The organism is Deltaproteobacteria bacterium (assembly GCA_016213065.1).
GTDB lineage: Bacteria > UBA10199 > UBA10199 > SPLOWO2-01-44-7 > SPLOWO2-01-44-7 > JACRBV01.
This window is the reverse complement of sequence record JACRBV010000098.1, coordinates 1-25,107: the sequence shown is the minus strand read 5'-3', so window position 1 is coordinate 25,107 and position 25,107 is coordinate 1. Positions and strand designations below refer to the sequence as shown.

25 protein-coding genes are annotated in these 25,107 nt (G+C 45.9%); 5 read left to right on the top strand and 20 right to left on the bottom strand.

Features of this window, described 5'->3' with window-relative positions; translation table 11 throughout:
• Positions 1-41: 41 nt before the first annotated feature.
• From HY877_05840 to HY877_05805, 8 genes are all read right to left on the bottom strand, one after another.
• Positions 42-971: a hypothetical protein gene (locus HY877_05840; protein MBI5299796.1), complete on the bottom strand. Its 930-nt coding sequence runs from the start codon at positions 969-971 to the stop codon at positions 42-44.
• Positions 972-974: 3 nt separating this feature from the next.
• Positions 975-1,769: a flagellar hook-length control protein FliK gene (locus tag HY877_05835; protein MBI5299795.1), complete on the bottom strand. Its 795-nt coding sequence runs from the start codon at positions 1,767-1,769 to the stop codon at positions 975-977.
• 206 nt (positions 1,770-1,975) lie between these two features.
• Complete coding sequence (locus HY877_05830; protein MBI5299794.1) at positions 1,976-2,491, bottom strand: hypothetical protein; 516 nt, start codon at positions 2,489-2,491, stop codon at positions 1,976-1,978.
• The gene (fliI, locus tag HY877_05825) at positions 2,491-3,816 is read right to left on the bottom strand and encodes a flagellar protein export ATPase FliI (GenBank protein MBI5299793.1); all 1,326 of its coding nucleotides are present in this window, start codon (positions 3,814-3,816) and stop codon (positions 2,491-2,493) included. The genes HY877_05830 and fliI overlap by 1 nt, the downstream gene beginning before the upstream one ends.
• 1 nt (position 3,817) lies before the next feature.
• Entirely contained in the window at positions 3,818-4,504 is a 687-nt protein-coding gene (locus HY877_05820) for a hypothetical protein (protein ID MBI5299792.1), read from the bottom strand.
• A gap of 17 nt (positions 4,505-4,521) precedes the next feature.
• A complete protein-coding gene (locus HY877_05815; GenBank protein ID MBI5299791.1) occupies positions 4,522-5,478 on the bottom strand; it encodes a hypothetical protein in 957 nt (318 codons plus the stop codon).
• Positions 5,479-5,568: 90 nt separating this feature from the next.
• Entirely contained in the window at positions 5,569-6,051 is a 483-nt protein-coding gene (locus HY877_05810) for a hypothetical protein (GenBank protein MBI5299790.1), read from the bottom strand.
• Positions 6,048-6,887, bottom strand: a complete 840-nt coding sequence (locus HY877_05805) for a sigma-70 family RNA polymerase sigma factor (protein MBI5299789.1) — start codon at positions 6,885-6,887, stop codon at positions 6,048-6,050. Before HY877_05805 ends, HY877_05810 begins: the two co-directional genes overlap by 4 nt.
• 521 nt (positions 6,888-7,408) lie before the next feature.
• Here HY877_05805 and HY877_05800 point away from each other — a divergent pair.
• Complete coding sequence (locus tag HY877_05800; GenBank protein ID MBI5299788.1) at positions 7,409-8,779, top strand: sigma-54-dependent Fis family transcriptional regulator; 1,371 nt, start codon at positions 7,409-7,411, stop codon at positions 8,777-8,779.
• Here the strand turns inward: HY877_05800 and HY877_05795 are convergent, their stop codons facing one another.
• From HY877_05795 to HY877_05770, 6 genes are all read right to left on the bottom strand, one after another.
• Positions 8,780-9,160: a hypothetical protein gene (locus tag HY877_05795; protein MBI5299787.1), complete on the bottom strand. Its 381-nt coding sequence runs from the start codon at positions 9,158-9,160 to the stop codon at positions 8,780-8,782. It abuts the gene before it with no gap.
• Positions 9,161-9,175: 15 nt separating this feature from the next.
• On the bottom strand, positions 9,176-9,595 hold the full coding sequence (locus tag HY877_05790; GenBank protein MBI5299786.1) for a hypothetical protein: 420 nt from the start codon (positions 9,593-9,595) through the stop codon (positions 9,176-9,178).
• A 51-nt stretch (positions 9,596-9,646) separates the two neighbouring features.
• Positions 9,647-10,744 (bottom strand): hypothetical protein, encoded by a 1,098-nt coding sequence (locus HY877_05785; GenBank protein MBI5299785.1) that lies wholly within the window; start codon positions 10,742-10,744, stop codon positions 9,647-9,649.
• Positions 10,698-11,168: a tetratricopeptide repeat protein gene (locus tag HY877_05780; protein MBI5299784.1), complete on the bottom strand. Its 471-nt coding sequence runs from the start codon at positions 11,166-11,168 to the stop codon at positions 10,698-10,700. The genes HY877_05785 and HY877_05780 overlap by 47 nt, the downstream gene beginning before the upstream one ends.
• Before the next feature lie 92 nt (positions 11,169-11,260).
• Positions 11,261-11,842 (bottom strand): hypothetical protein, encoded by a 582-nt coding sequence (locus HY877_05775; protein ID MBI5299783.1) that lies wholly within the window; start codon positions 11,840-11,842, stop codon positions 11,261-11,263.
• Between the two features lie 138 nt (positions 11,843-11,980).
• A complete protein-coding gene (locus tag HY877_05770) occupies positions 11,981-12,142 on the bottom strand; it encodes a hypothetical protein (GenBank protein MBI5299782.1) in 162 nt (53 codons plus the stop codon).
• Positions 12,143-12,379: 237 nt separating this feature from the next.
• Here HY877_05770 and HY877_05765 point away from each other — a divergent pair, with 237 nt between their 5' ends.
• Complete coding sequence (locus HY877_05765; GenBank protein MBI5299781.1) at positions 12,380-13,561, top strand: ATP-binding protein; 1,182 nt, start codon at positions 12,380-12,382, stop codon at positions 13,559-13,561.
• 14 nt (positions 13,562-13,575) lie between these two features.
• Here the strand turns inward: HY877_05765 and HY877_05760 are convergent, their stop codons facing one another.
• The 4 genes from HY877_05760 to HY877_05745 form a co-directional block, all read right to left on the bottom strand.
• Positions 13,576-15,666, bottom strand: a complete 2,091-nt coding sequence (locus HY877_05760) for a PEGA domain-containing protein (GenBank protein MBI5299780.1) — start codon at positions 15,664-15,666, stop codon at positions 13,576-13,578.
• A gap of 305 nt (positions 15,667-15,971) precedes the next feature.
• Positions 15,972-16,358, bottom strand: a complete 387-nt coding sequence (locus tag HY877_05755; protein MBI5299779.1) for a HEPN domain-containing protein — start codon at positions 16,356-16,358, stop codon at positions 15,972-15,974.
• Positions 16,351-16,671 carry a nucleotidyltransferase domain-containing protein gene (locus HY877_05750; GenBank protein ID MBI5299778.1) on the bottom strand — a complete coding sequence of 107 codons (321 nt, stop codon included), beginning with the start codon at positions 16,669-16,671 and terminating at the stop codon, positions 16,351-16,353. The genes HY877_05755 and HY877_05750 overlap by 8 nt, the downstream gene beginning before the upstream one ends.
• Before the next feature lie 98 nt (positions 16,672-16,769).
• On the bottom strand, positions 16,770-19,244 hold the full coding sequence (locus tag HY877_05745; GenBank protein ID MBI5299777.1) for a DEAD/DEAH box helicase family protein: 2,475 nt from the start codon (positions 19,242-19,244) through the stop codon (positions 16,770-16,772).
• A gap of 115 nt (positions 19,245-19,359) precedes the next feature.
• Between HY877_05745 and HY877_05740 the strand changes: the two genes are divergently transcribed.
• From HY877_05740 to HY877_05730, 3 genes are read left to right on the top strand one after another with little or no spacing between them, the layout of a single operon-like run.
• Positions 19,360-20,625 carry a hypothetical protein gene (locus tag HY877_05740; protein ID MBI5299776.1) on the top strand — a complete coding sequence of 422 codons (1,266 nt, stop codon included), beginning with the start codon at positions 19,360-19,362 and terminating at the stop codon, positions 20,623-20,625.
• Positions 20,607-21,806: a tetratricopeptide repeat protein gene (locus HY877_05735; protein ID MBI5299775.1), complete on the top strand. Its 1,200-nt coding sequence runs from the start codon at positions 20,607-20,609 to the stop codon at positions 21,804-21,806. Before HY877_05740 ends, HY877_05735 begins: the two co-directional genes overlap by 19 nt.
• On the top strand, positions 21,794-22,810 hold the full coding sequence (locus HY877_05730) for an FHA domain-containing protein (GenBank protein ID MBI5299774.1): 1,017 nt from the start codon (positions 21,794-21,796) through the stop codon (positions 22,808-22,810). Before HY877_05735 ends, HY877_05730 begins: the two co-directional genes overlap by 13 nt.
• A 2-nt stretch (positions 22,811-22,812) precedes the next feature.
• Here HY877_05730 and sctV read toward each other — a convergent pair whose 3' ends face one another.
• Both sctV and HY877_05720 read right to left on the bottom strand, forming a co-directional pair.
• On the bottom strand, positions 22,813-24,975 hold the full coding sequence (gene sctV, locus HY877_05725) for a type III secretion system export apparatus subunit SctV (protein MBI5299773.1): 2,163 nt from the start codon (positions 24,973-24,975) through the stop codon (positions 22,813-22,815).
• Positions 24,976-25,062: 87 nt separating this feature from the next.
• Positions 25,063-25,107 (bottom strand): SEC-C domain-containing protein (locus HY877_05720; protein MBI5299772.1); only part of this gene is annotated, 45 nt, incomplete at its 5' end.

Genomic DNA, 25,107 nt, shown 5'->3' with positions numbered 1-25,107 from the left:
GATGAGATTCGGTAACATCTTCCGTGTGTGTTTCTTTTTTCTTAACCATGAAATCCTCCTGAAAGACTACCCGTTAACCGGCACAGTCCTCCTGTTTCAAAACCGTCCCACAACGCCGTTATTCCACCTGATCCTCCGGAACCTGTAAAAATTTTCACTTCGCCGCGCCATCCATCAGCCCGTTTTACAATACCCGTTTCATCGAACAAAAGAACGTCTCCCGCTTCGAGTTGTTTTAAATCGTTAAAAGAAACAACCGTCTCACCCAATTCGCTCCAGAGAGTGACCGGCAAATTTTCAAAATGTTTCAGATTTTCTTTCATCTCCTGATGTTCAAAAGATTTTTTCTCTTCGGAAATCTCCTTCAAAAAACCTTCCAATACCCATGGACTGGGAAGATAGATATTCACAAAGCCCGCGTGGTTGAACAACGCAACATGAACTTTGAGCACCACAAGCGGAGTATCATCTTTGACAAGGTGACGCAGTTTCGCCGATTCCAAAACCATTTGATCCAGACGGAAATGAAGTTTCGCCTGATCGCCGCACAATTTATGAATTTGAGACAAAAGTTTGAGTAGCAAAAATTCGATCACACCCTGTTCACTCTCCGTGAGTGTGCGCAATTCCGTCAACCCTTCTCCTGTACCACCCAACAATTTATCAATGACCAAAGAACTCAAGACCGGATCGATTTCGACGAAGGATTTTGAAGAAAAAGGTTCAAGACCCAAAACGCCCAGAGTACAAATGGGAGGAAGATTGGAAATCAGGTCATGCGCGTTCACAAATTCGATTTTTTCAAGATAGTAGCGAATATCGGGGATATATTGATGAAGCGCTTTGCGAATGGCGAGTTGGAAGTGATCACGCGCTCCGGTTGCCGGCAAAAATTCGAGAAGCCCATTCACAATCCGGTTTTGTTCTTCTGAAACTTTTTCGAGGCGAAATCGAAATGGTTTGATGTTCATTTTTTAAGTGACGCGAATATTTTCGACGGCGATTCCTTTTTTCTCCAATGCCTCCCGAATTTGCGGTGATTCTCTTTCAAAAAGATCCCGAACCCCCGCGTTAGCCGCCAAAAAATGCATGTTCACCTTACCACGATTCGAACTGAAGCGCAAACGTAACCCCTTGAAAACATTCTGATGTAGGTCAAGTTCGACCTCCTTGTTTCCCTGCTTATTCAAGCCAATCCGCACATAGCGGACAACCTGATTCAAAACTTCCTGAGGCAGAGTTTTTGGAAGATCTTTGGCGGATTGGGCCAAAGCTTTTTGAAAAGCCTGTGCAAAAGCCTTGTTGCCGAGCGCGTTTGTTTGACCTGCCCCCATCTCTTTCTTGCCCTGAATAGCTGGGCGCCCAGATTTTTTGTGACCTCCACCGCCCCCTCCTTCAAAACCTTGTCCTCCCGATTCTCCTTTTTGTTCTTTCAAACCCGCTTTTCCGACAACTTTTTTCCCAACCATGTCGGTTTGTTTGCGACCGTCACGCGATTCCTGTTTGGGATCCTCTTCCTTGTCACGATCTTTTGATTGATCTTTCTGACGTTCTTGTTGTCTTTCCACTTCGGCCGCGGCTTGTTGGGTAACCGTTTTGGTTTGAGATTTGTTATCCAGTGTTGATTGCTGAGCAAGACGATTTTGATCAAGCAATTCATCAAAGGGACTTTTTCCCTCTTTGCGCGGCGGTTTCGGTTTATCCGCCTCACGCATCTGATCCGCACGATCCATCGTTTTACGATCAATATTTTTTGTTTCTTCACCCATATTTACTTTCGGAAAATTTCTAGTGCACATTTCATAAATTACCCTGCGTGCTTGTCATTCCTCGCTGTGCTCCGAATCTACTTTGTTATCAAACAGATCCTTTACGGAGTTTACCCTGAGCACGAGCAGATTCTTCGCTTCGCTCAGAATGACAATGCTGGCGAAGGGTTCAGGATGACAACATTTACGAGATACGCTTTAAATCTTCATATTTCAAACACCGATTTTTCCCCTCTCCATCTTTTCAAACTATGAATCGCCTGTCCCAGTTCATCCATTTCTTTTTCTTCTCGTTTTGAAATTTCGTGGCGCACTTTTTTGGCCCAAAGGTCTTTGTGTTTCTCCATAATTCGAAGCTGTTTGGAAGCCTCGATATAGGCCCTTCTGCAATGTGCGACCTTTTCTGTCGCTTCGACAATCACCTCTTTTTGATCTTCAATCTCCTCGTCTTTGGCCACTTCATCTTCTTTCAACTTCCGCAAAAAATTGACATGCACGCAACCGCTTCCCACCAACCCCCCACCGGACATCTCCACATCCATTTTGTGTCTTGCCTGTTTCTGTTCCTTCCTGATTTCTTCCTTCTCTTCTTTAAGCTCTTCCAATTTTTTTTTCGCCTGTTGAAGGGCGATCATCGCGCGACCCAACTCCACTTCGCTTTTCTTTTTTTCGCGAATTCTTAAACGCAATAAAGCGGCTAGGCGATAGCGTGGGACGGCCATTATTCAAAAATCTCCTTTAAACGTGTTACGGATTCTTCAAGACCGACATTTTCTTCTACACCCTGCTTTAAAAAATTATTCACTTCATCAATTTTTTCGATCGCATAATCCACCTTCGGATCCGATCCTTCTTCATAAGCTCCGATCAAAATCAAATCTCTTTCTTTTTCATAGTTGGCCACCACCTCCCGCAATTTTCGGGAAGCTATTTTGTGATCTTCATCAATGATCGAATCCATAACGCGGCTGATACTGTTGGAGACATCAATGGCGGGATAGTGACTTCTAGCCGCCAAATCGCGGGACAAAACAATATGACCATCCAGAATGGAGCGCACCTCATCCGACACGGGTTCGTTCATGTCATCTCCCTCTACCAACACAGTATAAAACGCCGTGATCGAACCTTTCTCGGAATTGCCGGAACGCTCCAGCAAACGCGGAAGCGTTGAAAAAACGGAAGGAGTGAAACCCTGTCTCGCCGGAGGTTCTCCAACAGCAAGACCCACTTCACGCAAAGCTCTCGCGAAACGAGTCACAGAATCCATCATCAACAAAACCTGTTTTCCCTGATCTCTAAAATATTCGGCAATTGCGGTGGCCACATAGGCCGCTTTCAAACGGACGAGGGCGGGTTGATCCGATGTGGACACAATCACCACAGAACGTTTCAATCCTTCTTCTCCCAAATCCGCTTCCAAAAAATCTCGAAGTTCGCGTCCACGTTCTCCCACCAGACAAATCACATTGATCTCGGCTTCCGTATTGCGGGCGATCATACCAATCAGCGTTGATTTACCAACGCCGGCCGCCGCGAAAATACCGATACGCTGACCTTGGCCCACAGTCAGCATCGAATCAATTGATTTGATACCCAAAGAAATGGGAGTTAAAACGCGTTCTCTTTTGAGTGCTTTTGGCGGACTCGCATGAACCGGATATTCTTCGATACAATTTAGCGGACCATTTTTATCTTCATCGAGAGGATCTCCCAAACCATCCAGCACACGCCCCAACAAATTTTCACCGACACGCACGGTCAAGGAACGCCCGGTCGGGATCACATCATTTCCGAGACCAATCCCTTCCAGATCACCAAGCGGCATCAATAAAACTTCCTGATCACGAAAGCCAACCACTTCCGCTTTGATGGTTTGCTTGGCGTGATACGGTTCAATGAAACAAAGTTCGCCGATGCGCACACCCGGAACGACGGCGCGCACAACAAGACCCGTCAACTCGGTGACTTTCCCTTTGATGTTATAGGTAGAGATCGCCGACAAACCGTGGTGATATTTTGAAAAATCGATGACAGGCAGTTCCATCTTACACCCCTAAGGCTTTGCGAATCGCCTTGAGTTGGGTTTCCAGCTGGGCATCAATGGTCCCAACTTCCGTTTCCACAACACAACCCCCTCTTTCAATCGCTTCATCTTCCTTGAAATGAACCTGTTTGGTCCGGTCCATAAGATCACGAAATTCCAAATCTTCTTTTTCCAAACGTTTCAAATCTTCCGGATTCATTTTGATCACAATCTTGTCACCCAAAGAATGTTCCAGCGCCTGATGAACAATCGAACAAACAATTTCTTTATGATCTTGAACTAACTTTCCAATCACCTTTTCAGCAATCGACATCACAAGCTTGATGACTTCCGGCTCCGCGGAAGCATAAAAATCTTCTTTCAATTTTTTTGCCTTCAAAATTTCTTCGGTCCATTCGGCAAGACCCTCTTCTTTGCCTGCGTGATAACCTTCCTTCTTCGCCTTCTCCATTTCGGTCTGAACCTGTGAGAGAAGTTTTTCGGCTTCTGCCTTGATCCGATCGGCCTCTTTTTGCGCCTCCGCTAAAATAATTTCCACTTTGCTTTGGGCAACCATTTCTTCTTTGCGAATGACTCCGCCTTCATGAGGAAGAGAAACGCCGAGTGATCTCATGGGTTTCACAGCCAATTGGCTTTTAAGCCCCATCTTCTCCACAAGCTCTGATCCTTTTACAATTTTCTTTTGCATTGTTTTTGCGCTCCTGTTTAAGCGGCTTTTTCTTTTAATGATTCGGTCCAAATGGCATCCAGTTTTCCTTCTTCATTTAATTTTCTCAAAGAAGACAAAACGAGGGTCCGACGTTTGGTAATTTTCTCCGATGAAAGTGGACCACGGTATTCTTCCAAATAACGTTTCAAAAGATGAGCATTATCCGGCGAAAGTTTTTGGCGGAGTGCTTCGAAAAGAAAGGTATCGAAACGCGAAAAGGCCTTCGCCAAGGCCTTTAAACCCAATTCCCTTAAGAAAGATTCGATCCCCAACTCTTCACCCCCAAGCTCGAGGATAGAGTATTTGGCATCATTTAACAACCACTTGTCTTCTGAATCAAAAACCTTCACGCGGCTCAAAATTTCCTTCGCTTCGCGCAATCCAAAACGATTTAAAATCGCTTTCAAAATTGTTTTTGTCCCCCCCACAAGAGAGAGAGCCAATTCATTCAAACCCAATTCACGAAACAGAAGAGTCAACTCTTCAATCTTCAAATAATAGAGATGACCAAATTCGAATGTTTGAATTTGATGCGACATTTTCAACGGAACAAAATGACGTTCGAAACGGCGGCGAATCAAATTCAAAATTTCATTTGGAACATAAAAGGCTTCAACCAATTTGGGGAGTTGAATCACTTTTTGATGCGGCAAATGTTCGAGCAAATAGCGAACATGTTTCGACGGAAGATGTCTTAAGATGACGCCGATAACACGGGGCGATTCTTTTTTGAGAGCTTCCAGTAGCCAAGCGGGATGAATTTCGCTGATGCCGGAAAATATTTCCTGAGCGTATAGCGCCTGAAGTGATTGAGCGGAAGAATTTTCCAAATGAATTTGAAGCGGTTCACGAAGAGAAGGACTCGCATATCCCAAAAGAGAATAGGCTTCTTCTTTTCCCTCCAAAAGGGCTAATGCCGCAATTGCCTGAAGATGCATGGTATGTGTCGCCATAATGTCTTTTTTAGGGGCTCACGTCGCCCCCTCCAACGGCAAAGCCGTTGGAGCCTCCCCCTCTCGCAACCTTTGGTTGCTACTTACTACTTACTGTATTTGTGTATTCATAACTCCCTTGAACGAGGAAGTTCCCAACTCAACCACTTTCACGGTCAATTCGGTCATCTGACTATAATGAAATACGCTGGCCTGAATGGCCAACAATTCCTGATTACTAAATTTTTTCCCGCTGTACAAAACATCATTGACCAAATTATCCATGTGTACCTGTTGCTGGTTAAAATCTGCGAGCATATCTGTCACCTTTTGCCCTTGGCCCGGTTCGAATTGGTTTCCATTGCTGTTGTTGGCATTAAAAGGAATGCTCTCGGCAGAAATGGCTTGAGTCTGACCGGAAACCGTTTCTGTATCCTTCATCCCCATCATGTTAACGAAATCCTGTTCTTCACCGGTGTTTTGCAACATCTCGGAAAAAGAACTCGGCCCATTATTTGAAAGGGGTTTCGTTTCCGCCTGTGTATTTTCAACGGCTTTTTGAACAACTTGCGATGCTAATTTTTCGGCTATCATAAATTCTCCTCGCCCCCGTTCTCTTCTTCCCCATTTGGATTTTCCCCTTTTACTTTGACTTGTTTAAGCAACAAACTGAGTGCTCGCGCGTGTAAGCGGGAGGTCCACGATTTGGAAAGGTTGAGTTCTTCGCCCACTTCTTCCAACGTTTTATTCTGGAAGTAATACATTTTTACCAATTTCTTTTCGACAGGAGGAAGCGAATTGATGGCGTCGCGCATATGAAGACGAATCTGGCGCAGTTCCACATTCTTTTCCATATTCGGCGCATGGGTATCTTCCACATCAATATCATCAGAGGAATCCAGAGAAATAATATAGATTGAAGCCAAACTATTTACGGTTTCGGAAATTTCATGCTCGCTTGGATCAAAAGGAATACCCGTTTGTTCTGCATTGTGAGACATGAATTGAAGATAATCATTGGCGGCTTCTTCAAATTTCAATTTGGTATAAAGAGTGCGCGGAATCCAGCCTGCTTTGCGAAGCCCGTCATAGATAGCTCCTTTGATACGGTAATAGGCAAACGTTTTAAAATCGACACCCATGGCGGCATCATAACGTTTGGAAGCTTCAAGCAAACCCAAACGTGCCGAGCACAAAACTTCATCATATTCCACCACGGAGGAAAGACTTTGATAAACTCGGCTGGCTATCGATGCGGCGTAAGGCATATGTTGTGCAATCAGTTCATCCCTTTTTTTCAAAGACTCGAGCTCTTTCTTGGTCAACTTTTGTGCAGACGGGGCTTTGGGTGCGGGAGAGGAAGAACCACGTCGCACAATTTCCTTGAGCTTACCAACGATCGGTTTTGACTTCAGAGCCTGCTTTGCCATAGTCCCCCTTCAAATTCTCCAAGCTTCAAATTGCAGAAACCATGCCAAGCAGAAGGAGTTCCCCTAAAATCAAGCAATCGAATAACTCATTGATTTTATTGCATTTTATTTAGGGTTTCTTATTGGCTTCCTAATCCGTTTTTGAAAAATTGAAAAAATCGGGGTGCCAAGACTCCAAAAACAGCACAGCAAAGAGCACCAAACTCCCACATGAAGGTTGCATATGTTACCTGTTAACATATGCAACTTCCGCGTTTTTTGTTGCACAAACAGTACACATGTGTATTAAAAGTGACACACTCTCTAAAAGAGGGAAGAAAGAGATTTTGTGAACCCACTGATTTTTAAAATCTTTTTAAAAAAATCCAATCCAACAATCTGGCACGAAAACTGCTCTATCCAAGGGAGAAGGAAACACAGGACTATGGACCATTGACTATGGACTATGGACTAAAAACTTAAACACTGAACAGGTCCACGGTCCATTGTCTATGGTCCATGGTCCTTTCCAAGGAGGAAAAATGAGCGAAGAAAGATTAAGTCTGTTGATTCTAGAAGATCAAGAGGGAGCCAAAGCGGCAATAGAATTGCTCCTGTTCAATAAATATAAACTCGATTTTGCCGCCACCTGCAAAGAAGCTTACGAAAAGTGGAACTCAAGAGTCTACGATGTTGTTCTCCTCGATATGGAGTTGCCCGACGGAAGCGGTCTCGATGTCCTCAAAAAAATTCGTCAAACCAATCAGGATCAAGAAGTCATCATGGTCAGTGGTGTCAACCAAAGTCAGCGCATTGTGGAAGCCATCAAACTGGGCGCCTCGGATTATGTCACCAAACCCGTTGATGCTCCCGTTTTGTTCCGGGCACTGGGAAAAGTTGAAAAAACATTAAAACTTAATTGGGAAAAAACGGTTCTGCTTCAAAAAGTCAAAGATTCGGAAAATCGTTTTCACGGCATCGTGGGTCAGTCGCCCGCCATGCGCCGTGTTTGCGAAACACTTTCAAAACTAAAAGGAAACGATACGTTTGTGTTGCTCATGGGTGAAAGCGGTGTTGGAAAAGAGGTCATTGCCCGCGCCATCCACAAACAGGAAGAAAATCCCCTGCGCCCGTTTATAGCCGTCAACTGCGCCGCTATTCCGGAAAATCTTCTCGAATCAGAATTATTTGGACACGAAAAAGGATCCTTCACGGGCGCCGCGCAAGCGCGGGACGGTAAATTCATTCAGGCCGATGGAGGCGATATCTTTCTCGATGAAATTGCCTGTATGTCCCCCACCCTTCAGGCAAAATTGCTCCGCGTTCTGCAAGACAAGATTGTCGAACCGGTCGGAAGCAACAAACAGATCAAATCAAACTTTCGCGTGATTGCCGCAACAAATCACGACATCAAAACAATGATTGAAAAAGGAACTTTCAGACAGGACCTTTATTTCCGTTTGCAGGGAGTGGAAATTTATATTCCTCCTTTACGCACAAGACCGGAGGACATTCCATTGCTTGTGGAACACATCCTCAAAAATCTGAGTCCGAAATTTGGGGTGCGCCATTTTGCTTCTGAAGCCTTGCAACAATTGATGAGTTATCCATGGCCCGGGAATGTGCGCGAGCTGAAAAATACGATTGAAAATATGCTCATCATTCACCGCGATGAAGTGCTTGATGCCAGCCATATCCCGTCGCATATGTATCACAACAGCTCGAAAGAGCCTCAGAACATGTTCTCCCACTTGAGAGCCAATATTAAAAATTGCGAAAAAGAAGTGATTGTTGCCACGCTGAAACGGTATCGTGGAAATAAAAGCAGGGCTTCAAAAGAGTTGGGAATTTCGAGAAGTATTTTATATCGAAAAATGAACGCGCTGGGATTGAAGGACTCGGATATCTTTTAACTAGGCTTTTTTGGGGGTGGCCGGCACACGGCGATTTTCGAGTAATACTTCCACCGCTTCTTCGCCGGCTTCATTGGCAATCACATCGGGGAAACCTTCTTCGAGCATTTTTTGGTGCATCTTTTTTTCAAACTCGCTGATAGGCCGCGGAAGATGATTTCTCGCCTCTTGGGAAAAATCCTGCAACGCTCTTTGCAAACGGGCTAAACGCTGTTCTTCTGTTTCTTGCCTACTGCGGCGTTCCGTTAATGATTTTAGCGTCTGAGTCGGATTCACAGAAAAAGGCGAAGAAGCGTTTGTCTGTTCCGCCTCTTTGCTTTCCGAAACGGCTTTCCCTTTTTTAATCGGGAAGATATTGGATGTTCTGCGAATATTGGTCATACATCACCGTTTTCATTATAACGAATGGGCCATCGACATTGAAGCATTATCCCGGGAAAATAAAACGTTCATGATCCTATCATTTTGGGGCGAAATGCCGGCACTGGTCGGTTGAAAACCCGACTGCACACCCAACCCCGGAAACGAAACATTCTGAGCGTTGCGACTGGCCTGCGCTTCCATTGTTTTCTGATAGGATTTTGTCTGAATTTGATCCCCAATGGCAGAGGCACCATACATACCCGCGGTGGCCAACGCGGCCGGAGGAAAGATAAAGGAAAGAGGTGCCGCGATGGCACCAAATAATCTCCCAATACCGGAAAGAAAACGTCCAAAACCTCCGGGCTTCCTAACCTCTTTCTGCCACGCCGGTGTGCCGGTTGTCTGGCGCATTTCATATTTTACAAAATCGGGTCTGACACCTTGAAAATCCATAAATAACCTCACTCATCATAGTTATCGGCACATCAGCATGCAAAAGTTGCTTCATTCTTCGGGTTTGCGTTCTTTAGTACCTGCACGAAGTCTTGGATTCTCCCCCTCTAAAACTTGGCCTTCAATGGCGTTCTGTTCGCCGCCTTTCAGAGACTTTAACTCCTGACGGACACGGCTCGCCTGAACAATGCTCACAATGAGCGCCACCGATAAAACAATAAGAATCGCAAAAAAGATGATGAGATAAATTTTGAGTCTTTCACGCGATTCGCTGTCCAATTTAAGTCCCATTAAATGTACTCCGGTTTGAGCGGCAGTTGCTTCCGTGACAGTGCCCACTTTCGGAGGGGAACCGGAAGGCGAAAGTGTAATAGTTTGGCCGGGCCGCAAGGTTGTTCCCATGGGAGCCATACGATCAATCAACACAGAAACATCTCTGGCGGAAAGTCCTTCCACGGTATTAGCCACAAATTCCTGAATTTTTAATTCGTTTAATGACGATTCTCCACTAGGAGGTGTTTGTGCTTTGATCACCACAGAAGCCGTAGTGCGTTTTTGCTCGGCACCGGCAGATCCAAACTCGAAGGTTTGCGGCACATTGAGCACAACATCCACATCCACCACTTCAGGTAATTTTTTGAGGGAATTGATGACTTCCCCTTTCGTCGCCAAAATGTAGCGAGCCCGCTCTTCCGCGGGAGTCTTGATCCAGCCGCTGGAGCCCTTCGCCTGATAAACCTCTTTGAGTCCCGGAGAACGTTCTGAAATGACGTTGCTGGTAACCACTAATTCTCTTGCCTTGGAGAGCACTTCTTTGTCGACTTTGATGGCCCAAAATGTTTCATTTTGGCGCACCTCTGAAGAGAGTGTGGCCTCAATGCCATGTTGCTGTAACAAAACCATCACCTTGTTGGCATCTTGCTGACTCAAATTATTATAAAGAGCCTCCTGATTGCAGGCGGCCAAAAATAAACAAACAATCAGCAACGGTTTAAGAGCATGGTGAAAAATGCGGGTGACAGCCGCGCGGGGTGCGAGGGGCCCCTTTTCGGGGAGACGCATCCCGTGCGGCTGGCAGGACCCGCATTTTTCACCACTCCCTTTAACCGTGAGGGCGCTCTTTACTCTGCTCTTTCTTTTTCTTTGCATAATATTCTTTAACCTCTTTCATTTGTGATAATTTTTCAGGATCAAAACCTTTTTGAATTGCTTCAAGCAAGGCTCTTGAGAAATCGCCCACCACTCCTTTGGGGTCTTCTTTGTCAACCTCCTTCAAAAGTTTGAGGGCTTCCGGTTTCTCTTTCGCAAAAAAGAGAGCCTCGCCCAAATAGGCTCTGGCATAAATACTTTCCGGATTTAATTTGATGGCTTTCCGGTAGACACGAATCGCCTCCACCAATTTCCCCTGACAAAAAGAGACGCCCGCCAAAGCCACCAATGGCACTTCGCTGTCCGATTTTAGCGCGATGAGTCCTTCGAAAACTTCTTTGGCTTCTTTAAAACGCTGCATCCCGAGATAGATGTAACCTGCTTCCATCATCAAGGCCAAATGCTCTTTTTTCATTGAAATCATATCCCCCCTTTTAAAATGCAAAAATCAAAAAGGAGCGTCCATCTGGAGACGCTCCTCTTGAGTTCGCAACAATCTCATATGTTCGACCTCTATTAACGTGCCGTGAACTTTTCAATCATCGACAATTTGGCTCTATGGTCGGCACTTAAAATATTCGATTTCGTATTCCAAACCTGCATATTGCTCTGCATCATTGCCTGCAATTCAATGAGCTGAAGGTTGTTCTGGTTCATGGTTTCCATCAATTGCTGTTGACTCATGGCACCACCGGTTCCCGGCACGGCGGGACTGCCTGCGCCTCCCGCTGTGTAAGGATAGTTGGGCATTCCAACAGTCTGAGCCATTGCACCGCCACCCCCCGCATAACTGTTACTCAAACCACCCAGCCCCGGAGGAAGTCCGTAAGGACTAAAACCAGCTGAAGACCAACTTGGAGCACCTCCGGCACCGGCAAAGGAGCCGGCCGCGGCAGGAAAAGAAGCAAACGCCGCGTTCAAAACCGTTGCGGCATTCACATTCCCGGTTGCTTGTGCTGTAAATTCGGTTGCGAAAGGAGTTAAAGCAGAAACCCCACCCAAAAAATCTCCAAACTCCATGGCTTTGGCTTTTCCTGCAGAACCCAAGGCCCCTTGGTTTCTTTGAATCTCTATCGGATTGATTGGTTGCAATGTCATAAAAACTTAGTCTCCATGATTATACCGGGGGGAACGACTCGCTCCGCTCCTTCCCCCCGCGCCCCTTTCGCTCGGACTGGCAAAGCCAGATCCTCACTCACTATAGTTATCGGCACACCTGCAGGTGAAAGTTGCGTTTCAGGTTCCTTTTTTTGTTCCTTTGGAGACTTCCTCTTGAAGCCGATATTTGATTTGGAGTAATTCCTTAAGCAAATCAACGACTTTCTCTAAAGCAACCATCGCCTTTTTGGCCTCTTTATTGTGTTTAAGTCCCTTCTTTTCTTTGGAAATCTTTTCCAAAACTTAATACACAGCCGAAAAAGAACGGTTAATATCGTCAAAGACTTCAGAATCAATCAGTTTTTCGATAATTGGATAACCCATGGTAGGTTGTGTCAAAGTAGCCATGGTGAAACTTTAACAAATTCTGATCTTTCCAGCAACTTACAACTTATCCCTAATTGATTGTTGACAGCCCTCTTTTATTTTGAGTAAATTTACTCAATGTCCTGAGTAATTTTGCTCACACATACACATATGTATCAAAGAAGCTATTTTAATAAGATATTACAAAGACTTAAAGAACCGAGACACTTTATTCAGGTGCTTTCAGGACCGCGGCAATCGGGGAAAACCACTTTGATTTGTCAAATAACCCAAGCCACGGATGTTCCTATTCATTATGCATTGGCTGATGATCCTTCGATTAGAGACAGGATTTGGATTGAACAACAGTGGGAAATAGGGCGTCTAAAAACTAGAGAAATGGGCAAGGCCATTCTTGTTTTGGATGAACTGCAGAAAATAGAGGGCTGGTCCGAAACGGTCAAGTATCTCTGGGATAGTGATACTTTGTCGGAGCTAGGGCTGATCGTTGTTATTTTAGGTTCCTCCCCTCTGCTGGTACAGAGAGGATTGACGGAAAGTTTGGCCGGCCGATTTGAAGTCCTTCATATTCCACACTGGTCTTATGCCGAAATGCGTGACGCCTTCGGCTGGAATTTGGAAAAATATATTTTTTTCGGCGGTTATCCCGGAGCGGCGCCTCTCGTGGAGGATGAAAAACGCTGGAGATCCTATGTCATAGACTCTCTGATTGAGACAAGCGTGTCAAAAGATATTCTCCTTATGAAACGCATTGACAAACCTGCACTGCTTCGCCGTTTGTTTCATTTGGGTTGTGAATATTCAGGCAGGATTCTTTCTTATCAAAAAATGCTGGGGCAGTTGCAGGATGCGGGCAATACCACGACGCTCGCGCACTATCTGGAATTGCTTGGAAACGCGTGGATGCTTTGCGGACTCAACAAATTTGCGGGCCAAAGTGTGCGGCGCCGCGGGTCCAGTCCGAAATTTCAGGTGTTCAACAATGCACTGATGACGGCAACGGTGGGAGTAACATTCAAGGAGGCATTGGCTGATCGCGAATTTTGGGGACATCTGGTGGAATCGGCTGTTGGTGCCGCATTCATCAACGCGTTCATCGGAGACTTTGGAAACGTTTTTTATTGGAGAGAAAAAAATCAGGAAGTCGATTTTGTGATTTCCAGAGGGAAAACCCTTGCCGCTGTTGAAGTGAAGAGCGGACGGCGAAGAGAAAATTATTCGGGAATGGAGTCTTTTGCGAGGCAATTCAAACCCCAAAAACAATTGCTTATCGGCGGAGACGGCATCTCTCTCGAAGATTTTTTTTCCAAACCGGCTGAACAATTTGCATAAAAGAGAATGTGCAATTATTGCGGCAGGGGTTTTAGTTTTGCTAGGACAGGGTTGAATTCGTTGATGGATAGATTGATGGTCAGAGTTTGTGATTCAAAGCCCAGTTTTTCGATTCGGATGCGGTAACTTCCAAGCGCCATTTCGTGCAGTAAAACCGGCGTCACCTGTTCCAGTTTTTTGTCATTCAAATAAATCGCGGCTCCGACGGGGTCTGACTGGATGTAGACAACCGAGCGAAGCGGAGAAACTTTTCTCAACACCTCATGCGCTTCTCTTTGCACTCCCTCCTCTTTTGCATTGAGCAAAACTTCCACAAGCGGCAGTAAAGCCTGTTGCATGAGTTGCTGATCCGCAAGCGCATTGGCAATGCCCAACTTCGCCGGATATTTAAAATCTTCGTGTTCCATGGCCTGCGTAAAATAGCCCTGAGCTTTTGAATAATCTTTCAACTGCAGGAAAACTTTTCCCAACATATAGCGCGCTTCCGCTGTTTCACGCGGGGAAGGGTTTAATGTAAAAACATCCGACAGAGCCTGAACCGTCTCCTGATACAATCCTTGTCGCAAATTTGCCTTGGCCGTATTTAATTTTTCTCCGGCGGGCGAAGTTTTCAACGTCAACTCCGTTTTGAAGGGAGTGTTAATATCAGTTGTTATATCTTGCGTGGCCTCGAAATATCCCTCTTTGCGCAGTGTCAGCTTATGTGTCCCCACGGGCAAGGTTCCCGTAAACGGTGTCACTCCCACTTTTTGCTGATCGATAAAAACATCCGCGCCGGGCGGGATCGAACGAATTTCGGCCGGGAATTGCTGTAAATTTCCCTCCGTTAAATCGAGCGCAAACGTCGGTTGGTCTTCTTTCAAAATAAACTCGCGTCTGAAAATAATATCATCGATGAGGTGGGCCGCATCGCCCCCAATTTGTTTTGGTTTGCGCAGTTCCAAAATGTAACGCCCAAACGGGGCATAAACCGGTTTGTTCAAAACAACATTTTGCAATTTCACGGAACGGGGTTGAAATTTGTTGTATTCAAAATAAGCCTCGACATAGAGCGAAACATCCCGCGGCAATGAAATAATTTTGATGGTTCCAATCGGCGCGCGAAACAAAAGCGGGATGATCGACTGGTTTTTATCCACGGTGAAATGAAGGCGGTCGGTATATTTTTCCTGAATCTCGGCCATATCGAAAGTGGCTTCCATGTCATAAGTCTGTTCGGGCAAAAGTTCGACATTGACCTTAAGAGGCGTTTTACCAATTTCCTTTTCCTGAAAACGGACCGTCGCTGGGAAAGGATTTGCAATGCAATCCAGAAATACGGGAACGGTTTGAGGTTTGGGAGGTTCCGGAGGTCCGAGCGGAATGGTTTGAATTTCAAGCGTTGGAGCGGCGACAGGAGGAGGCACCGCCTTAACCTTTTTCGCCGCTTCTCCCTGTGGCGCAAGAATCGTTGTCCAGTAAAAATAGAGTCCCGCAATCAGCACCACGGAAAAAAGAAGAGCACCCAAAATCCAAATCCGCGCTTTGGGAAGCCATCCTCTTTTTTCACCAAGACGTTTGATAAAAGTTTTGCGTTGCAGTTCATCACTTTCTTCCAGAGGAGAATGAGGTGATGTCACTTCGGGTTCCACACCTATTTGGGCTGTTCCCCCCTCTTTACCCGGCGAAACCACAACGGTCCCCCACTCGCCAATTTCTTGTGCGGAAACTTCGAGTTCTTCATCTTGTGTGATTTCCTGAGTAATGAGACGAAGGGTATAAATTCCAACGCGAATTAAATCTTTGTGACCCACCACAACCGATTCAGATAATTGGGCGCCATTGACATAGGTTCCGTTTTTGCTCCCCAAATCATGGACGGTCCAACTCCCGTTAACAAATACGATTTCGGAATGTTTTCTGGAGACACTTTGGTCATCCAACACAACCTGATATTCATCCAGACGGCCAATAATATTCGTCCCCTCTTGCAGGGGAAAACGGGCGCCCTTATGCGGACCATCAGCAATCACCACATAGGGAGGGTTCACCCCTTTCGTGCCTTCGCCACCTCCAAAAAGCAGAGTTCTGTCTTCATCGGCCATATTGTCGGTGAGTACTAACACAAATTATAAAAAGGGTAAAGGGAACCTCCGAAAACTGTCCATCTGCGTTGTTGCCCGCAAACCCGCAATCCTCACGTACCATTAAAGGTACGCTCCGGTTGCGGGTTTGCAAGCGCCTAGCATCTGGACAGTTTTGGGAGGTTCCCAATTATCACGGTTTCCGGATGTGCCCTAAATGAAGATAATGGGTTGGTTGTTGTCATTCCCGCGAAGGCGGGAATCCAGAAAAGCTGAAAATTATTGGATCCCTGCCTTCGCAGGGATGACAAACTTGTATATGCAAAAACGAATATTTTATTTTGAAACTAGATTTTTATTTTTACAATCTTCCCAACCGCCTCGCAGGACTGTCTAGCGGACTGTGCGTCTTGTCTTGTAAATTTTGTCGGCCAATGAGCTGGATAACGCGTGTCCAAGTAAAAGCGATTGAGATCTTGACAGGATTCTCTCAAGTTTTCGAATGATGAATCTTTCTGACAACAGTGGTCGAGCAACACTAGGAGATTGTGAATTTTTTTCAAAGGCAAACCTTTGGAGATGATAAAAGCCTTCAAATATTTTTCGGTGGCTTGCTGAAAATGAAAACAAATATGTCCAAAATATTCGATTTCATCATCAAGGCAGGCACTGGCAAAATGAAAATCTTCGTCCGCCTTCCCCACCCATTCCATGAATATTTTCTTTTCAGCCATGGAGAACTTTTCCCTCCTGAAGAATTTGTTGGATAAAAGGGTCCCCCATCTGTTGAAGATTTTCAAACTCGTCAAGGCTGTAAACAAACATATCGGTTGGTAAACGGTATTTTATGAGACGATCAAGCTCCAAAAGACGGTCTTTTCCATAATAGGGAATATTGTCCTTAAGAATGAGAAAGTCCAAATCACTATCTTCGCTGAATTCTCCTCTGGCCGCAGAACCAAAAAGGATCACTTTTTTGGCACCATAATTTTCAACAAGTTGTCTCGTAATACTTTGAATTTCTTTTTGAAGTCCTTTTTTCGTCATATAAATTTTCTACCACATTCTTATTTTGAAGTCTTTGAAAAAGTTCCCTTCTGGGTTGCGACGGTACCGGATTGAAAGGTTCTGATTGCCTTTCACCATCACAATTTTTTGTTTTGTTTTCGTGTGGACAGTCCCGCGGCCTCGAGGGCTTTATTGAAACTCCCGAAGACTCTCACATATGTTTCGCGGGAGGCCATGCCGGGTTCGCTTTTCACTTCTTTCACCGTCGGTGAGTGACCAAGTTTTTTGTCCAATGCCTGAAGATCGGCAAGGAGTTTTTCACGAGTGTATTTTTCCCAATTAACCTCAAACCCCATTGCTCGAAGGGCCGCATTGAAATTTCCAAAGGCCCTTCGGTATGCTCCTAACGAAGCCATGCCGGGTTCGCTGTTCACTTCTTCAATCGTCGGCGAGCGGCCAAGTCTTTTGGCCAAAGCCTTCAATCGAAAGAGAAGAATTTGTTCCTTCGTTCCCGATACCATCCAATCTTCAAACAAAGGATAATTATGGCTGGATAACAAATCATTCAATAAACCCAAAAACTCTTTTCGATTCCCCGGAATTTCAAAACCCGCAAAAATCCTCTGAAAGGTTTCTTCCCAAAGTTCGTTGTGTGGCGCGTAGTTTTCCCATCTCCCCTCCAGCCAGCCACGGACTGTTGCGGGCTCTGCACCGGCAATTCGTGTCGTCACTCCCTCGTGTTTGTACCAAAGCGCAAATCTCAAAAATTGTGCGAATGCGGTTGAAACCGGAGTCAAATTCGCGGGCAGAGGATCAGACAAATCCATCTGGGCCGCCTTTTCTCTGGCCCACGCTTCGTGCAAAATTCCTTGTTGATCCCCAACCTGCGGTGCCAATTCCAACACTTCCGACAAAGACGATGGCACCCTTAAACCGTTCGTGTACGCAAAAATCACATCCGCGGAAATTCCAAGCCGGTACGCCGCAGACTGGATCTCACCGGCGCTGACGTCAAGTTTTGTAAAGGCGTCCCGGATTTGTGTTGTGACGGGACGCGCACCGGCAAACAAAACCGTGCCGGCATCCAAAACTTTTCCTTCCGCATCAGGATGTCTTGGTTTGGGTTCTTCATCTCCCTTGACTTTTATTTTGCGCACAAACGTTGCCCCCTCAACCTCATAAGCTTCCTGTGTGTGGATATTCAAACGATGCCTTGCAAGATTTCCACCCAAGTCCACCACCCACGCCACCTTTGAAGGATGAGCGGAATCCACGCGCATCGCGCGCCCAATGTCCTGCACCACTCTCGTTCTTGATTCCGACTCAAATCCCAAAACAACCAACTCAACACCGGCCACGTCAAATCCTTCTCCGGCCACTCCCACATTGACCAGCACACGAATTTCACCCTTCCGAAATTTATCCAAAATCTCTTCTCTCTTGTCAGGGGACGTTTCCCCCGAAAGTCCCGCCGCGGAGATCTCAATCTTATTTAACGCCTCCACCGTTTCCTCAATTTGCGACACGGCATTCACATAAACCAGTGTGTGATAAAACCGGTTTCCCCAATTGAGCGTTTCGTAAAAAAGTTTTCCCAAAATATCTCCAATCGCTCTACCGGAAAGGGTGTTGACGGGCTGGTCCAGTTCAACCTGGATGGCTTGGGGTTTTAATAAAACCCTGTCCTGTCTTTGCCAAAGATCTTCGGCATCCACCGCGAGCAAAAGCCCCTCCGGTCCATAGACATTGACAAGCGGCGTTCCCGAAAGCCGGTCCGGTGTTGCCGTCATTCCGATTACAAGCCTTGGCCACACCCCGTGAATCCCACCGTTGGCGTCCATGAAACCAAAATATTTCAACACATCCGACCACACATTTTCGGGAACGTAATGATGCGCTTCATCCAAAATTAAAAAACCGTGACGATTTGTCGGCAAGGCTTGCAAGTTTTGAAAAAGTGTTTGCGCACTCGCCAAAAGAATTGGGCGATCTGTCTGGCGAACATCTCTTTGAAAAAGACCGACGTTCGCACTGCCGAACACACCCGAGAAAGCATCACGAGCTTGATCCAGTAAAAAATCACGGTGGGTTACATACAAAATTCCGGAGGGCCGCATCTGAGAATCCAGAAAAGAGGAAATCCGCCGCCAGTTTGCGGACACAAAGCCGTGGCCGGGCCCTTCAAAGAATCCTCGAAAGGTGGCCACTTCTTGCCACTCTTGACTTAAACGAACCGCAAGTGCCACGGAACTCATTGTTTTCCCGGCCCCCGTCGGCAAAACCAAAAGTCCACGATCCTGCCCTTGACCGTAACGATCCATCGCGCGCTGAACAAATGCCTCCTGATAATCTCTGAGAGGAACGGGAATCGGCATTGCCGCAAGCGGAGCCACCGCCGAAAACCGTCGCCTCGCAACGGAAGGCAATTCCTGTCCGGGGCTTATATAATGATTATTCCCAAACAGTGCATGGGCTTCTTGAATCAAACTGGTTTGGTGGGGGGTAGCGGTTGGTGAAAGAGTTTCCAAAAGACCAACAATAGCTTCCGCGCTCGACATGTCGCCTACCGCGGTTAAATCAAGACGAATCAGCGCCTCTGTGGCTGTTTCCACAGGCGTTAAGGTTAAGTTACAGGTCCACCACTCATATTGTTGTTATCGGTATTTTTCCAGAAAAGTTGCTTTTTCCAACTTGCAACTCTTGCCCCGCATAAAGCATACTGGTTCCATGTTGGCTCAGATTTTAAGCATGGTATGGCGAGTTTTCTTTTTGTCATCCCTGCGAAGGCAGGGATCCAGTAATGCATTGCTGGTTCCCGACTTTCGTCGGGACGGCGTCTGGATTCCCGCCTACGCGGGAATGACAAAAAAAAACCGTATATTTTGTTTTTCGCTAACCATAACAGCCTCTATTTTTCTGTTGGCAACACCCGTTGTTTCTCACGGCAAAGTTCTACCAAAAAAAATATTCTCATCTAAACCTGATTCCCCAACCGCTTGCATCAACTGGTCTAAAGTTTTTGAACGGGAATCGGTGCGCCAAATTGAGAATAGAAATTATTTAATCGGCGTTGCCCCTTTTCGTGATGACACGGGGGTGACAGGAGACGATTGGCTTTCTCAAGGTATAGCGAATTTGCTCATTCGTCTGCTGAACACCGACTCAAATGTTGGTGCCATGCCGGAATCGAATACCCTTTATCTTCCGCCGGAACATCCTGTCCGTTTCAAAATTGACGGACTTTTTCAACACACACAAAACTGGCTTCGTATTTTTGTGCAACTCAAAGACAGCAAAGACAAACTCATCGCCCAATTTACCGTGGAGACCCCCTACCCTTTGCACAAACAATTTTTCACGGGACTTCGTGAAGCCGCGGTTGGAATTTTTGGCAAGATCGGTCTGAAAAAGAAAATCAATATGGACGCATTGAAGGCCATCGAAAACGAAACCGATAATATCCGTGCTTATGAAAATTATATTAAGGGGATGCAGGCCCTAACCTCTTATGACCCAAACAAAATGGAAGTGGCCATGATTTGGTTTCAGGAATCCAGACGCGAGGATAATCAATATCCCATGGCTTACCGCGGTCTGATGGATATTTATAATTTTTTAAGTCTCTATCATAAATCAAACGGAGCACCTTACGGACAAGATCTGGAGAATTCGGAAAGCACACTGAGAGCTTTAGCCAAGCAGGGACGCAACACCGGTTCTGAGGGAAAAAATAAATTTAAAAAAGAAGAGGAAGGCATTGATAACCGTTTCCTGTCGGCGCAAGTTCATTTTGTATTGGGGAATCGTTTCCTCATAAAGGGAGACGCGGCAAAGGCCGTTGCCGAATTATCACAGGCGGCACAATTGGTTCCGGAAGATCCCGTCACGGCCCTTGCTCTTTCACAAGCGTATGAAAAATTGGGGCAATCCACATTGGCCGGACAATTTAAAAATCACGCAGAGGAGATCAACACATGTTTAAAAGGACAATAATTTTTTCTATTTTAACTTTTTTCATTGCCGGAACACCCGCATTCGCAAAAAAGAAATCCATTTTGCCATCGGAACAATCCGTTTATCACAATAATCAGGGAATCACGGTCCTCAGTCAGGGAAATTTGGAAAAAGCAATCTTTGAATTTCAAACCGCTATTGAATTGGCTCCCCAATTCGCGGAACCCTACAACAACTTGGGTTTGATTTATAAAATCAAGGGAGAGAACGACAAAGCCACCGAATATTTTCAAAAAGCAATCGGCATCAACGGAAATTACGCTTCGCCGCACAGTCACTTGGCCGCTGTTTATCTAACTCAGGGACGCCTGCAAGATGCGCTGAAGGAAGCGCAGAGGGCGGTGAAGATAGATCCCCTCATGGCAGACCCCCATTACAATTTGGGTCTGGTCTGGCTGGAGATGTACAACAAAGAGAAGAAACAGAAATATTGGTCGAATGCCGAATCGGAATTTAAGAAGACCACCGTATTCAATCCCAATCTGGAATTGGTTCATCTGCGTTTGGCGGAAATGTATCGTCAGCAGGGAAAATATGATCTCGCTATAATCCGTTATCGGCTGGCGCTTAACGCCAACAACAATCCCGAAACTTGGAAAACACTGGGAAATCTTTACACGGAAATGGGTGATCCCTTCAAAGCACAGAATTGTTTTCAGAAGGCCATCGAACTCAATCCAAAAATCGAAGATGCCCAACTTCAACTGGGTCTTTTTTATCTTCAGCAAAAAAAGACCGATGAAGCCAAGGCGGCTTTTGAAAAAGTGGTGGAGCAAAATCCGAAAAACGAGAAGGCTTTTTTTAATCTGGGCGTTTTAAAAATGGACGCGGGGCTTTTTCAGGAAGCAATTGACTATTTCAAAAAAGCCAAAGAGGTTAACCCGGGTTACGCCGACGCCACCTATAATATGGGAGTTTGCTATTTAAAAATTGGCAAAACAGATCAGGCCAAAGAAGAGTGGGAGTATACATTGACGGTCCAACCCGATTACGCGAGAGCCAATTATAATCTGGGATTGCTTGCGGCAAAAAATGGTAAAGTGGAAGAGGCGGGACAACAATATTGCAATTTTTTGAAAGCCAGTCAGGGAAAATTTCCAACAGAAGAATTGCTCGCAAAACAGTTTGTTGAGGAACAAAAAATAAAATGCCGAAATTAATTTTAACAGAGATCGGAAAAAAAGAAGAAAAGGTCTTTGCACTGACCGATAAAGTAAAAATCGGCAGATTGCCGGAAAGCGATATCTCTCTGCAACATGCCAGCGTCTCCAGAGATCACGCCGAAATTTTTCTGGAAGACCATCAATATTATCTCTCGGACTTGGGAAGCGGAAACGGCACTCTTCTGAATGGTCTTGTCGTCAAACCAAACGAAAAAATGCTTCTCAAAAATAACGATCGGCTAAACATTGGAAACTTTACTCTGCGTTTTATCCGGACTGATGAATTTTTCGAGCAATCGATGAAAGAAGAGGAAGAGGTGACCGATGCTGACATCCTCGAAATCAAACTGCTGAAAAAAGTACTCGACGCGGTCGATCAGGAAACCGTTCCGAGTCTGGAAGTGTTGAATGGTTGTGCCGAGGGAAAACGCTTTTTTCTCTCCGATGATACCGAAGAGATGATTATTGGAAGAGATCCGGCATCTGATTTTCCCGTTAACGAAGATGTCATCTCCCGCTCTCACGCCAAGATTGTCAAGCGTTGGGGGGGCATTGCGCTTGTTGATCTGGAAAGCAAAAACGGATCGTATGTAAATAATAAACGGATTACCGAAGAATATTTGCACGATGGAGACCGACTCGCGCTGGGAACCATTGTTTTTCTTTTTCGAAATCCCCAAGAGATCAATATCAAGGAAATCAGCGAAGAGATTCTTAAAAAACGCCCGCCGCTCTCTCCCAAATTTCAGACAAAACCTGCTCCACAAAAAACAGAAGATGAGGCGGCGGAAGAAGAAGGAGAAGCAACCGAACAATCTTCGCAAGAAACAGAAGATATTTTGGAGCAGATTCCCACATGGCAACCCGCCGCAGGCAACGCCTACCCTCTTCCGGCGCAGGTCTCCAAACATCTCACACCCATGGAAATCGGCATGATCGGTCTAGGTATCGTAGTCCTAAGTTTCGCCATCATCACATTGGCAAATCTTATTTTGGAATAAAGTTAAGCCACGGCTTTTTGGATCATTTCTTGCGGGAGGGTTACGCGGGCGATGGGTTGGATGCGTAGGTTTTCGGAGAGTTCTTGATAGGACAAAACAGAGAGTTGTGGGAATTCGAGTTCGATGATTTTTCTGAAATAGCGGCGGATTTCGGCGATTGTTAAAATCACGGGCGGACGCGCTCCCGGAGGAAACGGATGCGACGCGATTTCTTTCCCCACCGCTTCAATTAATTCCTGCGTAATTTCCGGATCCAGCGCCAAATAATTTCCCTTCTCCGTCCGGCGAATCGAATTCTTGATCATATCCTCCACTTCAGGATCCAAAAGATAAACCGCCAGCGTGTTTTGGGAGCCCGCGTATTTATGCGTAACATATCGTTTGAGGCCCGCCCGCACGTGCTCCGTCAGCATCAGCGTGTCTCTCTCAATTTCACCCCACTGCGCCAGAGTTGAAAAAATGGTTTTGAGATCGCGGATCGCCACATCTTCCTGCACAAGTCTTTGGAAAATTTCAGTCAATTGCAAAAGGGTGACGACTTTGGGAACCAATTCTTTCACCAACGCCGGGTGTGTTTTTTCAAGTTCTGAGAGCATTGTCTGCACTTCTTGCACACCCAAAAATTCCTGCGCGTGTTTGCGCAACGCGTGCGAGAGATGCAAAATAAGATATTCCGCGATATCCCACATTCTGAACCCCGCCTGAATCGCCACATCTTTGTATTGCGCAGAAATCCACGTCACCACGGATCCATCAATGGGATGAATGGTTTCCGTCCCCGTCACATTAAAGAGTGAAAGTTGTTCGAGGGGTTCACCCACCAGAATGCACCCCTGCATGACTTTCCCGAGGGCGACCGGCACTTCGTTGATATTGATGACATACGCCTCGGGTTCCATATCCACCGTCTGCCCGCGCACTTGAATGCCGGGGAAATTAACGCCGAGTTCGTAATAAAGTCCGTGGCGTAACAGAGGAATCAATTCGTTGATGAAGCGCCCGCCATCCTGTTTGTCATCGACAAAAGGAATAAGAGCGGAACCGACTTCCAGTGAAATCGGCGAAGGCATAATAAAAGGAAGAACGTCGCCATGTTTTTTGACCGCCTTCTTGACCACCTCTTCTCTGGGCGTGTCTATTACTTGTTGCACCATTTTCTGTTTCGATTTGATAAGCAGAAAAGAGATCGTCCCCAAAAAAGCGGCCACAATAATAAACGGAATTTTGGGAAGGCCGGGAACCAATGCCAAGGCAATTAAAATAACCGCCGCGATAATCAGCGCTTTCGGATACGCGGTGATCTGGGTGATAATTTCGCGTCCCAGATTGGAACCTTCTATTTCAGAAGACACGCGGGTTACCACCACACCGGCAGAAACAGAAATGATAATGGCTGGGATCTGTTGAACCAGACCGTCACCAATCGTCAAAAGAGTATAAAGATTGACCGCGTCGCCAAGCTCCATGTCACGCCTCGTCACACCGATAATGAGACCCGCGATAATGTTGATCAAAATAATGATGATGCCGGCGATCGCATCTCCTTTTACAAACTTCATCGCACCATCCATGGCTCCGTAAAGTTGCGATTCTCTTTGGAGATGCGAGCGGCGTTCAAGGGCCTGTTCAATATTGATAATCCCGGCGCGCAAATCGGCATCAATTGACATTTGTTTCCCGGGCATGGCATCCAATGTAAAACGGGCGGCCACTTCGGAAACACGCTCCGCACCTTTGGTGATCACGATAAAATTGATGAGGGTGAGGATGATAAACAAAATTCCCCCGACGATCGGATCACCGCGCACCACAAAATGTCCGAAGGCTTCGATCACGTGACCCGCATCTCCCTCCGCAAGAATCAAACGGGTTGTCGATATATTGAGGGCCAAGCGGTACAGTGTGGCGATCAGCAAAATAGTCGGAAAGGAGGCAATGCGAAGGGCGTCGCTGATGTAGAGAGCCACGAGCAAAATCACAATGCCCATGGTGAGGTTGATTGTGAGCAGAACATCAAGAAGCTGTTTGGGGAGTGGAACGACGATCATCGCCATAACGATGATGACTAAACCCGCCAGCATCAAATCACTGTATTTCGCAATAATCGTGTTAAGTCCTGAAAAAGGAAGGGCTTCTTGTGCTATACTCGAATCCGGTGGCGGCATAATCTCCTCTAAATCTCAGTAGTTATGCAAGATGAATGCCATTTTAGCACACGGTGGACCTAGAGCTAAAGGAGATATTCGTTTGAATTACGCCCCGTGGCATTTTTTGTATTTTTTGTTGGAGCCGCAGGG

What these genes read in the sequence shown, in the direction of transcription:
- HY877_05740 (MBI5299776.1), top strand. Translation starts at nt 19,360, where the DNA reads ATGTTGGCTCAGATTTTAAGCATGGTATGGCGAGTTTTCTTTTTGTCA.
- HY877_05785 (MBI5299785.1), bottom strand. Translation starts at nt 10,744, where the DNA reads ATGCAAAGAAAAAGAAAGAGCAGAGTAAAGAGCGCCCTCACGGTTAAA.
- HY877_05820 (MBI5299792.1), bottom strand. Translation starts at nt 4,504, where the DNA reads ATGCAAAAGAAAATTGTAAAAGGATCAGAGCTTGTGGAGAAGATGGGG.
- HY877_05790 (MBI5299786.1), bottom strand. Translation starts at nt 9,595, where the DNA reads ATGGATTTTCAAGGTGTCAGACCCGATTTTGTAAAATATGAAATGCGC.
- HY877_05780 (MBI5299784.1), bottom strand. Translation starts at nt 11,168, where the DNA reads ATGATTTCAATGAAAAAAGAGCATTTGGCCTTGATGATGGAAGCAGGT.
- HY877_05730 (MBI5299774.1), top strand. Translation starts at nt 21,794, where the DNA reads ATGCCGAAATTAATTTTAACAGAGATCGGAAAAAAAGAAGAAAAGGTC.
- HY877_05800 (MBI5299788.1), top strand. Translation starts at nt 7,409, where the DNA reads ATGAGCGAAGAAAGATTAAGTCTGTTGATTCTAGAAGATCAAGAGGGA.
- HY877_05810 (MBI5299790.1), bottom strand. Translation starts at nt 6,051, where the DNA reads ATGATAGCCGAAAAATTAGCATCGCAAGTTGTTCAAAAAGCCGTTGAA.
- HY877_05805 (MBI5299789.1), bottom strand. Translation starts at nt 6,887, where the DNA reads ATGGCAAAGCAGGCTCTGAAGTCAAAACCGATCGTTGGTAAGCTCAAG.
- HY877_05840 (MBI5299796.1), bottom strand. Translation starts at nt 971, where the DNA reads ATGAACATCAAACCATTTCGATTTCGCCTCGAAAAAGTTTCAGAAGAA.
- HY877_05830 (MBI5299794.1), bottom strand. Translation starts at nt 2,491, where the DNA reads ATGGCCGTCCCACGCTATCGCCTAGCCGCTTTATTGCGTTTAAGAATT.
- sctV (MBI5299773.1), bottom strand. Translation starts at nt 24,975, where the DNA reads ATGCCGCCACCGGATTCGAGTATAGCACAAGAAGCCCTTCCTTTTTCA.
- HY877_05775 (MBI5299783.1), bottom strand. Translation starts at nt 11,842, where the DNA reads ATGACATTGCAACCAATCAATCCGATAGAGATTCAAAGAAACCAAGGG.
- HY877_05735 (MBI5299775.1), top strand. Translation starts at nt 20,607, where the DNA reads ATGTTTAAAAGGACAATAATTTTTTCTATTTTAACTTTTTTCATTGCC.
- HY877_05835 (MBI5299795.1), bottom strand. Translation starts at nt 1,769, where the DNA reads ATGGGTGAAGAAACAAAAAATATTGATCGTAAAACGATGGATCGTGCG.
- fliI (MBI5299793.1), bottom strand. Translation starts at nt 3,816, where the DNA reads ATGGAACTGCCTGTCATCGATTTTTCAAAATATCACCACGGTTTGTCG.
- HY877_05765 (MBI5299781.1), top strand. Translation starts at nt 12,380, where the DNA reads ATGTATCAAAGAAGCTATTTTAATAAGATATTACAAAGACTTAAAGAA.
- HY877_05795 (MBI5299787.1), bottom strand. Translation starts at nt 9,160, where the DNA reads ATGACCAATATTCGCAGAACATCCAATATCTTCCCGATTAAAAAAGGG.
- HY877_05815 (MBI5299791.1), bottom strand. Translation starts at nt 5,478, where the DNA reads ATGGCGACACATACCATGCATCTTCAGGCAATTGCGGCATTAGCCCTT.
- HY877_05755 (MBI5299779.1), bottom strand. Translation starts at nt 16,358, where the DNA reads ATGGCTGAAAAGAAAATATTCATGGAATGGGTGGGGAAGGCGGACGAA.
- HY877_05750 (MBI5299778.1), bottom strand. Translation starts at nt 16,671, where the DNA reads ATGACGAAAAAAGGACTTCAAAAAGAAATTCAAAGTATTACGAGACAA.